Annotated in this window: 1 protein-coding gene (running past one end of the window); it reads left to right on the top strand. The window is 52.5% G+C overall.

Features of this window, described 5'->3' with window-relative positions; translation table 11 throughout:
• Positions 1–16: 16 nt before the first annotated feature.
• A protein-coding gene (locus GF409_04055) for a hypothetical protein (protein MBD3426389.1) crosses the window boundary here: on the top strand, positions 17–14,738 show its start. The gene runs 19,682 nt beyond the window's last position; the window shows 14,722 of its 34,404 coding nt (coding positions 1–14,722); its start codon is at positions 17–19; its stop codon lies beyond the right edge, outside the window.

A 14,738-nucleotide genomic window follows, 5' to 3' on the forward strand; every position in this document is an offset into this window, starting at 1 on the left:
GCATTACAGAAGAAGGATGAGCACGAAGGTGAGAATGGACAGGCCGGGTACTCGTATCCTGGACGAGGAGAAAAGGGAGAGTATCAACGAAAGCCTTTCCTCCGATGAACTTGCCAAAGAGATCGCCGATCAGCTGGGTGTGGAACAATACGGTATGAGGGCGGCCACCCCTGACAAGGTAGTGACAAGGCTTAAGGCAAAGGGCGTCAGGATCAGCGACGACTGGAGGGAGTACACGGACCTCAAGCGCATGGTCCTATCATTCGCTTCCAGAGTATTTTCTGAGATGAGGGTGATCTCCCATTACAAGGTAAATACATATATAAGGAACAACCTTCCCGAGGGGCTTTTGGCCGATACTCTCGAAAAAAGGCAGGAGAACCTCAGAAAGCTGTATCCGGACAAGATCGACAGCAAGGATTACGGAGAAGATTACCAGATAAGCGCAAGGGTCATACCCGTAAAAGGGCTTTACGCGGCAACAGGGATAAAGGCGCAGATAGGCCTGGGCAGAAGTTACGGGGAACCCGTGATCTATATTGATGAGGATTACTGCGACGATCGGATCCTGGCTCATGAATTCTATGAAATGGGCATGTGGGAAGCCAAACGCCGGGATCTGGCTCTTGAACCGCAGCAGATGAGAGACTGGATCCGGGAGAACATCGACAAGGCACGTTCTCTTAACAATGAATACCATGATCAGAACCCTTACCCGGTAACGGGGCACGAAGCTCCGTCGGTGAATTTCATTTATGAGGATGCCTCGGACATCCTGATATCGGGTGCCGAAAACAACGCGAAGGTAATAATAGACGAACTGGTCGATCTCAGGGATAAACCCGGCACCATAACGGAAGCCGTTATCGAAGCTGAAATGGCCAGGATAGAAGCGCGCATGAGGGAACTGAACGTTTCCAAAAATACGGTCGATAAGAACACCTGGGACAAGCTGCAATTCAAAAAGCAGGCCACCGTATACCACCTCAGAAAACGCATCGGAGCCTCTGCCAGGACCGCGGACGCCGAAGAGAAACCCGAGAAAAAAGCCGAAGCCCCGGCAAGGAAATCAACGGCTCTCACTCCCCAGGCGAAAATCCAGCAGAAGATCGCCGAAGCTAAAAGCTGCATGGGGCTTTGGAACAGGTTGTGGGGCGCGGCCGATTATGACCGGGCGATAAAGCTCCTTACCGAGGTGCTGGAGATGGATAAACACAACCAGCAGGCGCGCCAGCTTTTGGCTACAGCCAAAAGCGCGAAAAAAGACGCCGAAGACAAAATAATCAAAAAGATAACCGACAGCCTTAACACGGCCGGCACGGCGATCGCCGACGGCAATGTCAAAAAGGGCAGAAAACATCTTAACTCGGCTCTGGACCAGATCTACGCGCTGGGCGGCAAGAACGAGAGAGGTAAAAGCCTCAAAGAATGGGCGGATGACCTGAGAACGGAGCTCAACAACGAGATAGCCAAACAGAGAGGCAAGGCTCCCAAGAAGAAAGCCCCGAAAAAGCCAAAGAAGAAAGAGCAGGGGCCCCCTGAAGATATGCAGCTGGGCAAGAAAGCCATCCGCTCGGTTCCAAGGCCGGTCGTAAGCGAAGGCGTACCGGAAGCTGAAGAAAGTGAAGAAGCATCAGAAGAAGAAACGGGGCCTGAGATAGCAAGACCGGTGCCCCCGGCTCCCAGACCAGAGCCCGAGGTCCAGGCACCGATACCGCAGGTTACTCCTGTTATAGAACCCGGCAAAACAGCTTTTTCGGAAGAGGTCGAGAAGTTTCTGAACCTGATAGGCCTGAAGGAAGACTCCGAGGGCTGGGATATAGTGGGTATTGAAGCCCAGAAAGCGGTCGAATCAGGATGCGTCCTTACGGAAATAATGAATTTTTCGCAATGCAAAAACATAGTTTCAAAGGCCACCAAGGCATACAGTACGTTCACCGCTCTTATAGCCCTTTATGAGCCGATCATAAAGAGCGCCGAGAGCGCTCCGGGAACAGATCTGGCCGGGGTTATCAGCAGTAATCTCGGAATGATAAGCGCCCAGATAGACCAGCTTGAACCGCAGGTCAGGGAACAGGTCCAGAATAGGGCCGAACAGAGGGCCGAGCCCGCCGATGCCGGTACTTTTGTAGCCGAGATAAAGTATATCAGGACTGATGCCTATTCCCTTATCCTGGAGCCGATAATATCTAAGCTGAAAGCCCAGAAAAAGGCGGCATCCATACCGCAGGCACAAATATTGACCGATTATTCGTCGATAATGCAGAGGATCAAGGGGCTGGTCGCTCAGAAAGAACATATGACCGGCGATGTCCTCGAGGCTGAAATAGCGGCGCTTGAGTCGGATATCGACAGGTTCAACCTCAACGAGGAGACCCTTGAGGGAAGCCGCGATCCGGAAACGCAGGAACCTTTGTGGGACCGTTTGCAGGCCGCGCTTAGTGAACTCAAGAGCGCGAAAGAAGAACCGGCCGGACAAGAGCCGGTAATAGAGCCTGTCTTCGAACCAGAAAGCGAGGAAGAGAAAGGCCTGCTTGAAGAGGAGCTGGCGGGCAAGGAGCTTCTGACCCGGGAAGGGTTTCTGGCGCGTTACGGGATTGAAAAGGACATGAAATTGTACGAATTCGTTTATAACGGTATTGATTCGGACTGGGAGGAACGGCAGAAAGAAAGCCCCGCTCAGCTGGCTGATAAACAACTTGAGTTCATAGTGCCGGTTGACTCTGCCGAAGAAGCCGGGTATCGCGAGGCTGTCAGCCAGGCGGTTAGCGAGATCGAGGACGGACGGACCGATCTGGCGATGCAGTCACTTATACCGGTAATGGGTTTCGAACAGGAGGAGGCAACGCGTGTAAGGCTTATTTTGATATTACTCAGTTACATAGAAAGCATGGAGATCGAAGAGGCTGGCCAGGCAGAAGAAAAGCCCGCTGAAGAAGCCGCAGAGATCGAGGAAAAGGGCATACTGGAAAAGGCTTATGAAGAAGCGGATGAAGAACCGGACCAGGAAAAGGCGCCTGAGGAAAAAGCCGGACCTGAGATAGCCGCGCCTTCTAAAGCGGAAGAAGAAGCCGCTGAAAAAGGCGAGCCAGAGGGTGCAGAATTCTCACACAGGACGGAAATGTTCATGGACCTTCTGGGGATAGACAGCCACTTAGCCGTATACAATATCATAGCACGTGAAGTGGAGGATGTTATCGCTTCCGGCAAGAAACCCGCGGACATACTTGACCTGGGACAGGCACGCGAAACTGCCAGGGAAATCAATCTTGAAGCGCAGAAGTTCCAGAGTCAGGTCAGTTCCGTGAACGCCGAGCTTACCATACTGGAAAGAAGCGGGCTTTCTACCCTCAAGAGCAGGATAAAGGAAAGGCTCAAGTTCGCACTGGGGCAGGTGAACCCGAAGACCAGGAAAACAGTTACCGAGAAAATGATGGCGAGGCTGGAAGATGAGTCAGCCAGACCTACCGATACCGGCAGTCTGATAGCGGAACTCTTCCAGATGAGAGATGACTCGATAGAGCGGCTCGCGCAGCCTGTACTTTCGGCTCTGCGTGAGGGGAAGACGGTCGCCGAGAGGAATGCCGCGAAGATCATGGGTCTTCTGCAGACGGCAGAAGAGGATATGACGGCCGGCCACTACACCCGCGCCCGCCAGAAGGCTGACAGGGTGCTTGAACTTGATGCCGGTAACGAGAACGCCCGGAACATTCTCGCGCGCATTAATCGTATCGAATCGGGTGAACCCGAGGAAGCTGGGAAGGAACAGGCCGATCGAGACCAGGCGAGGTCCGAGACGCTTATACAGCATAATGAAATAATGGCCGCCGCGGTCCGCCTTATAGGCAGGCTGAGGCATATTGAAATGTATCCTCCCGTAAGCCAGGAGGATATCATACAGGCCGAGGACGAGATAACCGAATACAGCATGAGCGAAGAGAGCCTCAGGGGCGCTTTGGATTCATTGACCAAGAAGCCTCTCTGGGAGGAGCTTCAGCAGATCCTTGATAAGGTAAAGAAGATATACGAAGCCCAGGAAACCCGCCAGAAGAGCAAGGTGGAAGCGACAGCTGAAAAGGGCATAATCGAGATACGCGTGTGGCTGAAGGACTGGCGCAGGCAGATGGAGCAGATCGATAATGAGAATATCCCCGATGTGGAAAAACTCGAGGATATCATTCGCGTAAAGATGAAGGAGCTCAATTACAGGAAGAAGGAGCTTGAAGCGCAAATATCCGAAACGGAAAAACAGACCGGCCAGCCTCGCAGAACAACCCCGCAGCAGCTTGAAGAGATGCTTTACAGGGATTTCGAGTTCTTTGTCAAAGGTGACGGTGAAGTGGCCGGCATCAGACAGATAATCGCCAAGAAAGGCGCCTTCAAGGTCCTTGAGCACATGGACAACTGGCATTCAAGGGTTATGAAGTCCGAGGAGTTCGAAAACAAGAGCGTCAAGTACATTGAAGATTTCATAAAAGAACAGCGCGAAGAGATGCACCGGATAATGAGAAGGTACGGTATTACCGAAGAGATCGTTCCCGAAGACGTTGAAGAACTAACGCGCATGTTCAATTTCTGCGCTATGCAGGCAACGGTCGAGGCATCCAAGAGAAGGAAACCCCAGCTTACCGAGACCCAGCAGCTCATCGCCCTGGAAGCGCAAAGGGAACACGACACTCGGGAGTTGCACAAAAAATCGCACGTTAATATCAAGGCCGCCAGACCCGATCAGAACGACAGGACAAAGGAACTTATCGAGCGCATTAACAAGGGCCAGAGCATGGAAGATATCGCCGATGATGCGATCTCGGTGATCGAGCAGGTCATAGCCGAGAACATGGAAGAGGAACCCTCCAGGTTAAAGGAGGAGTTCGCTTCAATGACGCAGCGCATGTACGAGGAGGCCCGTGCCCTGGAAATAGTTGGTGCGGTTGAGATAGCTTTCAGCAAGATCATGATGTCCGACCAGACCGAAAGGGAGGCCAGGAAGACCATGGTCGATGGCTTGAAGCAACTGAGCGTGGTTTTTGATTCTTCGCCGGGTCTCACCAGGAGCGAGGAGTCCAGGATCAATGCCAGCAACGTGCAGAATATGGCTGAACGTGTCCTGGAATCCGCTTTCCGTTCCAGGTTCAGGAAATTCACGAATCTTTATGCCAGCCAGAGAAAGGCTGTAAAGGACGTGATCATCAAGGAAACGACCTCCAGTGACGGCAGGATCAGGAGCCGGATAGGCCAGATGCCGACATCTTCCGGTAAGACCATAGCCCTTTATACGGCCGCGTATATCATGGCCATAAGAGCTTTGAGCGAAGAGGGCAGGAGAAACAGAGAGGGTATACTGGTAACTTCCACCGAAGAATCCAAGGCGAAGGAGGACGCCGAAGAAGCGGCCAGAGTGCTGTCCGAACTCGGCATACAGGTGGGTTTCGTGGGCACCAGAACTGACGGACAGGTACAGGGATATCTCTTTGACAGAGCCACCGGCGATCTGGAGAAGGTCGAGAACGACAGCAGGGTATATTCCGAGGCGATGGTCGTTTACGGCACTATTGACAAGTTCGTTCACCGTTCACAGAACGAGAAAATGACACAGGACCCGAATGAGAGACATTTTATCAGCCGGAAATGGCGACTTCGCATGGATGAGGCTGACGTACCTCTTCTATATGACCTTTCAAACCCGTTCATAGTTTCCAGCACGCAGGGCGATCCAAGGCTTCTGAGGAGGATCGACCAGGTGGTAACAGAGCATATCGTGCTGCGTAAGCTGAGGGAAGAACTGGGTGTCGGCGCGGAGAGCTTCAACCTTGCGGCCATGCGCGATAAACTGGCCGAGAGAGATCACCACAGGTCCTACGGTGAGCTTACATCCGAAGAGAAAGCCGAGGTGGACGGCATTATACGCAGTAATACGGATCTTTACAAGACGAATACCGACAAGAAGGCGGTGATCCTGAACGAAGACGGTTCCTACAGGCTCACGGAAAAGCTCGGTGAACTGGGCATACCCAAGGACAAGATCAAGGCGAATTTAGCCTCTTACTGCGAACTGGCACAGACGGCGATCGCCGCGCACCTTTTTGACGAGAAATACACCCATTACATGGAAATGCCCGTTCAGGGAAAACAGGAAATAGTAATGCTGGACGAGGGTACCGGCCGCGTCAAGTTCGGAAGGCTTCCGTACCATCTCCAGGCCGCAATAGAGGCCAAGGAAGAATTCCCCGTCAGGCCGGAAGAGGATACCGACCTCATTTACCAGATAGACGGTATTGTCCGCGAAAAGATCCTTAACCATCCGGGGCTTTACGAAAAGAAGGAGAACGAAAGGTTTGTCATGCTGAACTCCCGCGGTCTCGAGGTACTTCAGCAGGCACTGGTCGATTCGGGCAGGAAGATCGACGAAGTCAAACAGGACATGTCCAAGTTCGAGGAGCTGGCCGAGAGGGCCCTGGCGGCGTCTCTTTTCTACGTGAAGGACAAGGATTACAGCGTAATGAAGGTGAACGGCAAGGACGAGATCATACTGCTGGACGAGGGTACGGGTAAACCCATGTACGGCAGGAGGCTTTCGCATGGCCTTCACGCCGCTATAGAGGCCAAGGAAGGCCTTGAAGTTCGGCCCGAGGGCGTTGTCGTAGCATGGGGCACCTTGACGGGATTCCTCAAGCAACCTTTCATACATTCTTTCGGCGGTGTTACCGCGACAAGCGAGAAGGACGCCATGTGGCAGCTTCACCGCCTCAGGACGGTCGACATCCTGCAGCAACTCAGGGAAGAGCTCTCGATAAGGCAGTTCAATAAACCCTATTTTAACCTCAGCGACGAGGAAAGGTCCCAGATAGACAAGGCCGTGATAGAAAGCCGCAGGGAGGAAAAAGACCCGCAGATATATGCTACCCGCACGAGAAAGGTAAAGGCGGTCCTCAGGGTAGTTATGAGAGAACACAAGAACGAGCAGAAGAGGCCCATCCTGATAAAGGTCGCCAATGACCTCGAAGCCAGGGAGATGGCCGCTCTTATAAGGAACGGCCTCAGTGAGAACACCGGTAAAGATCTCCTCGAGGAAATGGCCCGGAAACAGTTCAATAAACATTACAAAGACCTCAGCGAGGAAGAGAAGAACAAGATCAATAACATAGAGCTTATGACCGCGGCCACCTACGCGGACATCGACCAGATAAAGAAAAGAGCCGGTAAAGAAGGCCAGATCACCATAGTCACCAACCTCGGCGGACGCGGTATAGACATAAAACTTACCGCTGAATCCTCCAGGATAGGCGGACTTTTCGGCATATCCACGTATTTTGACGAGCTGTCAGCTTCGGACATACAGTTCAGGGGCCGTGTCGGAAGGAACGGACGCCCCGGTGTATGGATGGGGTTCTGGTCTCTTGAAGACAGGGCTTTCACCAAATATGCGGAAGCTCATCCGGAAGGGGTCAAGGTGCTCAGGGATCTGCTCGATGCTGTGGAAAAGGACGAATCCAGGCCCAGCAAGCATATAGGGGGTGAACCCATAGTCAAACAGATCGTTGAAGAGATAAGGGAGTCGATCAAGAAAAGACATATCTATGCTAATCGCCAGCACCAGGAACTTTCCGAATACATAGGGAAACTGAAGGTTTCTTTCTTCGAGAAACGCGAAGAAGCGGTGGAAATGTTGCGTCAGGTGGTTGACAGGATGCAGGTGGAGAAGCAGAAACTTGAGGATATCGACCGCAATATAATCGAACACGGGGAAGAGTTCATGGACCTGATCGGGGAACCGGCGCCCTCAAGGGACGCATCAGCTTCCCAGATAATCGAAAAAGTAATGATAGCCTGCGACGAGGATGAGGAAGTGGGCAGGAATATCACGGATCTGGCCGCCAAGGGGATCACATCCGCCGATCACCTGATAAAGATCATGGGTAGAAGGGAGTCCTTGCTCGAGACCATAAGAGAGCTCGAGGTCGAACGCAAGAAGCTCATGTTCCCGATAGTCAAGATGGACGTCTCCTGGAAGAGATTTCTCGGGAAAGCCGGAAACATACAGAAGGACCTGGACAGGTTCCTGAGGCATTACGGATGGCGCCAGGCTCTCCTGCAGATAGACCCGGTCGTTAACCGCGAAGCCATGGTCAAAGAAGCCTATGAATCGGAGTTCGGTGCTCCCCACAAAAGTTTGAGCTTTTTCCGGATCGCCGTTAGGGCGCTTCTGGCTATGGGAGCCCTTTTTACCACCACAATGTTCGCTCCGAATGTCATCGTCAGCTTTTTCGATATACTGGGATTGCCGGCGACTCCCGGGTATATCCTGCTAATAGCTATCGGCGCTCTTATAGCCGTGAACCCGCGGATAGGCCTTTCGGTACTTACGATGACCGCTTTCTGGGCCATATTCAAAAGCCTTTTCAGGGTAATGGACATACAGTATCTGACGGTCAAGCTTACTTCCGACGCGTTCTCGCTATTATCGAATGATGCTTATCTTATTTTCCTGACCGGCCTGGCCGGGGTCGTATTTCTGGCGGTCACGATGATGATGCAGAGGAAATTCCTTAAACAGTTCCAGGAAATGGACAAGAGCCTCAGGAATTTTGCCAGGGCCTTCCATGAAATAGACGGAGTGAGTTTTACGGGTTCAATGATCAAGTTCGTGTTCCAGCAGGTGCTCAACCTTGTCAATTACATCGCTCCCATGCTGGCGGGGCTTTGTCTTATAGTGACCGCGGCGTTTCCGCCTTTCATAGAAGGCGCTTTGGTAGTGGCTCCGGTGACCGTGGGTGTGGGCGCGGCAATTGGCGCTCTGGGCATGTTGACCACGGGCGTGACCATACTCGTGAACTGGAAAAGGATAAAGGAAAGAGGAGTGCACCGCCCCAGTCTGGCAGAAAGGTATTTTACGGTCATAATAGACAGCGTTCTGACGCTTTCCGCAGGTGTTTTCGTTTTCACGATGGCGACGCAGGTCAATCCTTTAACCTATATAGCCGGGCTTGCCGCGGCCGCGCTGCTGATGGTGACCGCGAGGAAGGTCATATCCAAGGCTTTCGGCACGCATGCTCTGCACTGGAAGACAATACGCATGGGGATCTATACCGCAATTCCCGTTACATTGCTGATGCTCGGCGTTACCAAGGCCGTCGGCATGACATCCGCCCCCCTGACAACTGTCATGACGCTTGCTTCGGTTCCGTTCCTTTTGAGTTTGACCGGATACCTCGTAGCTCAATGGTATTCGGCGAAGAGGCTTTCTCAGATAGAGTCCAAGATAACGGGTATTTCAAGGACCAGAAGCCTTGTGGCCACGATCTTCGAACAGAATGTTCTTAACGTAAGGCAGTGGGCTCCGGGGCTGGGAGCTGTGGCCACAGTTACGCTTTCGGTATGGGGTCTGTTCAGCAAAAGCAGTCTTATTTCAGGGGTACCGATAACCGTCGGGGTTGTGCTCGGCCTTTATCTTGTGCTGAGAATAGCAAAGGCGATTTATAAGTACCAGTACGCCAACAGCAATATCTCCGAGAAATCCATCAAGAGCCTGAGGCTCGCAAGGGATGTAATATCCCGCAACGAGATGATCCGGCTCAGAAGCAGTATCATCGCTTTCAAGAAGGAGCGCTTCAACACGGATAACCCGTATCTGCTGGCGATCAACAAATTATGGGATGCCTCGGAAGACAATTCGGTCCTCAGCAGGATAATGAACGAGATCACGATACACGGTCCTCCGAGCGGCGGGAAATGGGATATATCTGATCTTAAACGCAGTATAGAGAATATCATATATTTCCGCAATACCGTGAACCTTCACGGCGAAGTCATGCAGAGGAACGAACATGGTGAACTTGCGGTGAACGCCTACCTGGCGCTTTTCAGCGAATTCAATCTCGTCAGGACATATCTTGATAAAGCTTATGAATCGGCGCGTGATCCGGAGAACTGGATGAAGGCGCTGAGGTATTCGTTCCTTTTTGCCATAGGTTTTCCGATGCTTACCGGCGGCGCGAAGGCCGCCCATGTCAAACGCACAGAAGCGGTCTATAAACATGAGCAGCAGCTCGAGGAGCAGAGGACCATGCAGCAGATGCGCCGTAACAGGCTCACGGAGCTGCAGAACATGGAATCGGAAATAGAGCGCATGCTTAATTTCATGCGCCGCAAGGCCCTGCAGGGTGATGTTGAACAGTTCGAAAAGACCGAGGAAAGATTAAAAGCAACGCTGGAACTGTACCGGTCCGGCAACGCTGAGCTGCTTACCGAACAGGAGAGAGGGGATATTAAGTCCAAATCCACCAATTATGAACTCCAGGCGCAAAGGCACAGAGCGCTTCTTGAAAAGGTGCTGGCCCAGAGAGAGGCATTTAAAAACGCGAGGAAGCAGGCCAGGCTCAAGGAGCTTGCCGACAGGATAGACCAGATACTTGATAAGATGAACGATGCGGCCGAAGGCGCGGACAAGGATGCTTTCGACAGGTGGGCCGCGGAACTGGAGCATATGCTTGAACGCCTTGCGGAAAACCCGGATATAGGGAAGGATCACCGCCTCATTCTTGAGAACAGGAGACTTGCCGGGATATCCAGGTCGATACTGCAGGCAAGGTTAGATGCCAGGGAAAAGGAAGTCAAAAGGCTTGAAGAGTTGCTCAAACAGATAAATGCCGCCATCATAGATGCCCACAAGAACGTTTTCGACGAAAAGGTGAGTGAAATGAAGAAAGCTCTTGCCGAAACGGAACTTCTTGATGAAAGGACCAAGGACAGGTATTCAAGAAGCATAGTTAACGCAGAAGCTGCCATGAAAAGAAGGCTCGACGCTCTTGAGAAGGCCAGGGACGAAAAAGAAAAGGCCCAGGTAACAGAGATAGAGTCGATACTTGCAAAGATGGAAGGATCCGCCAAGGCCGCCGACGTGGCTCTCTTCAACAAACTGAAACAGACGTTGGAGAAAGCCCTAGATTCGGCTGATATGGTCGATGATGTGTCGAAGACCGGTTACAGGGTAAGAGCCCACGAGGCTGGGGTGCTTTTGAAGGAAGTAAGGGACGCCATGGCGGCCTATCATGACAGGGTCATCAAGTTCGCCAGGACCGCACCGCAGTATGCTTTGGCCGAGAACGCAGAGAACACCGAGCAGGCCTGGGAAAAGTTCAGGGCCGACGCGGAGAAGATCAGAAGCGAGGCCCCCGGGGTCTATGACTCCGAACTGGTGGATGCTTATTTCAGGCTCGGGGAGATACTCCTCCGGAGCGCCCTGAGCGACAGGGTGGATACAGCCGATGTCATAAAGGTCAGAGAGCTTCTTTCCCGCGCCAAAAAGAGCACCGAGGAGATCGACAGGATAAAGGAACTCATAGATACAATAGCCGAGGAAAAGACCCTGGATAACAGGCTCTTCATACAGCTTGTATTCGGGTATTCGCTTGGGGACAGGTTGCCGCGGTTCGCGGTGGGGGACGGTTCGGGCAGTACTTCGAGTGACCTGCCGGTAAGTGTGGATTTCAGCGGCTTCCCGCAGGTGCCGCTATCCACTGCAGACCGCATCCGCCTGGTCAATTCCTTCGAGTCCCAGCAGGACGCTTTGGGCAGATGGTGGATAATGATAAGCGACAATGGTACACAGAGCGATACCAGTGACGATATCTGGATAGCCGCCGATACATATAATGACATGATCCAAGATCTCTATCCGCAGATTCAGCAGCTCGCCACCGAAACAGGACATACTATAGATCCCTCATGGCCGGCTACGGTATTTATCGCCAATGCCGGCAATAACAGCGCTCCCGAATGGCAGAGGAACATACGTGAGTTGGTTAACTGGCTGATAATAGCCGAACAGGCCGGGATATATGAACATTCCGCCTCCGACATGATGGATAACATCATGGAGAACATGGACGATGTTAACGATTACCTACGTGAGTACGGGGACGGGGAACTTACCCTCAGTGACGAGGAAGAACTAGGATTGCTCCTCTGGGTCTCTCAGGGGACGGCTGACGGGCATTCGGTTGACGAATTATTGTTCCATCCCAGGGAACTGGCCCGGCTGATGATGAATTTCTCCATATATGACAGTGACCACGGAGCAAGGGCGAAAGCCGTTGCAGCCGCCAAGAGGAAAGCCGAAAGCATGTGGAAGGCCGCAAGAAGCAGGAACCTTCTCATTACGGTAGAACGTCTCGTGGAGCTTAAGACCTCTCTTGCGGACGTGGACAGGATGTCCCATGAGATAGCGGAACTGGACGCCCGTATCAAGAAGGCCGGCCGGGAAGAGAAGATCATCCTCCAGCAGAGGAGGCTCCTTCTCGCCAGGCGCCTTGCGGCGGCCAGGAAGAAGTCGAGAATTGAACAGGTCCGTATCAAATGGGCCCTCGGCATCGATATGAACGCGGACCTTGTAAAACAGATGAACCTGCGCGAAGTGAGTGAGGCAGAACTTGTAAAAGCCCTTGAGCAGGTTTCGGGCGATTATTACTCCACGCGCCTTGAAGCCGCCAGACAATGGGTGGTGGAAGCCGGCCATTACGCCCCGTCTTTAGTAAGGGTGAGGGCCTCCAGCGGACTTATGGTCAACCTTCTGAGCGTTTTCGAGGAAAAACCGATAGATGATATAGTTTCTCTAAGTCTGCTGGACTTTCAGGTCGATTATGATCATCTCCGCAATAAAGAGGATCAGATCGCGCAGAGGGAGGTCGAAACGGCTATAGCCGCTTTCCGTGACGAGGTCAGGGATATGGACAGCGAGATAAACAAACTTGCCGCTCATATAGAAGGTCTTGAGGCCGTTATAGAGAAGGACAGGGAGGTGCTCATAGAAGCCCGCGCGGCATACGATCGCATGATAAAGCTTTCCACTGAACAGCCGGCACTGATCGATCGCACGAGCGCCGTCCACATAGTAAAGAACCTGCAGCAGGCGGAGGACGCGCTAAGGTGGCACCAGCTGCAGCTGAGGATAGCAAGGGCTAAGTTCAGGATGTTCGGAAGGTTCGCCGAAAAGAAGGTGGCCGATCAGAGAAGAAGGGAAGCGGAGATAACTGACCTTGGCCAGCTTTTCTCAATGGCCCTGAGGAACGGCAGGATGAACCGCATATGGGCCAGGATAGCCAAAACCCGCGCTATCAAGGAAAAAGAAGCATCTGACAGCTGGTATATCCCCAAACTCATATTCAGCATGAAGCTTTTCAAGGGTTTCACTGACCTTGAATGGAGACAGGAACATGCCTCGGATAACGATATATTCGAGGATGCGATAGAGGAAGCCGATATCGGGATGAGCATGCGTGCCTGCCTGAGGTGGTATCTGTTTGACCTTGGCGGTGAGAACCGTGAACTTGCCACGGAATACGCCCTTAAATCGGCGATGCTGGAATCAAAGACCAAGGGCTCCGAGCTCATGGTAGAAATAGCCAATGCGGTTTCCCGCATAAAGAGAGCTCAGGAAGCCGTGGATATAAAGACTGAGGATGTCGGGTACAAGAAGCTCAGGATAGAGGCGATGGCCGACTCCGACGACAGACGTCGCCAGGAGTTCTATCTCATACAGCTGGGCAGAGACCTGGAAGGGGCCAGGAACGAGTTGCGTATGGCTTACGAAAACCTCAGGAAGGTCGTGGGTGCTACGCGCACCAGGATAAAAATAGACCGAAAGATGCTCGATGAGATGGACAGGCAGCTTGAGGAGTTCATGTCAAGCCATCCGGATATGTTCATAAGAGGTATTGACGGCAGATGGCAGGTGACTCCTTACGGTAAAAGAAGCATGGGTCAGCTGAAAAGAGAACTGCAGAGATCGCTGGATGAACTGGAAAGGCTTCACAGAAGGGAGAGGCTTTCCGGGCTCGACCAGATCAAGCTAAGGGCCATGATCGCCAATCTGAGGGAAGCGATCTCGGTGATGGACAAGCATTTCCAGACCGGCAAGAGCGTGGAAAAACAGATGCCGGTCATACTCAGGACGCTTCACGGGGCCAGATTGTCATATATAAAGGACCAGACACCCAGGTGCAGCGCGGATATGGAAAGGCTCGAACAGTTCACCGTGGAACTTAAGAGGATCATCTCCGAGACGAAAGATGCGGCTACCGGCAAAGACGCCGAAAAGCTGCTCGGTGAGGTGCAGAAGCACCTGGCCAAGGCATATAAACGCGAGATCAACAAGATCTTCAGCAGGGCGCGCAGGTATAACATCCGGACCGAAGAAGAAAAGATGCATCTAATCATAAAATATTCCCAGACGATACTCGATATCGATAATACCGACAGCCAGGCTGAGGGGTATCTCAAAAAGGCCCAGGACAGGATCGCCGAGATCGAAAAGATCTCCAGCCGGGACAGGGTCAAAAATGCTTTAAGGACAATGGAGGAGAGGCTCAAGGACACCCCTGGTTGGTTGACCTCCTATAGGGAGTATCTCGCTTATGCCGCGGAAGGGCTGAGTTCTTCCATCGAAGCAAGGAAGCTGGCCGAAAAGGCGGGCATGGACCTTGGTAAGACCAATGTGGATACCGTGGAAGCGCATCTTATCGACGCCATATGGAACATGGTCGCCAGAGTAGGTATTCCCGAAGGATATTATGAGGGCTGGGAGCCGGATGCACATTACGGAAAGGGCCATATGCCCACTCTTGAAATGGATAAGCCCTACTGCGCCGAATCCCGTGAACCTTCGAAGATCATCGAGCAGGTCTTCTCCGGTTACGAGCTGGACGAAGTTATAGAATACAGGAGATTCCTGAAGGACCTCC

The organism is Candidatus Omnitrophota bacterium (genome assembly GCA_014728045.1).
Lineage (GTDB): Bacteria > Omnitrophota > Gorgyraeia > Tantalellales > Tantalellaceae > WJMH01.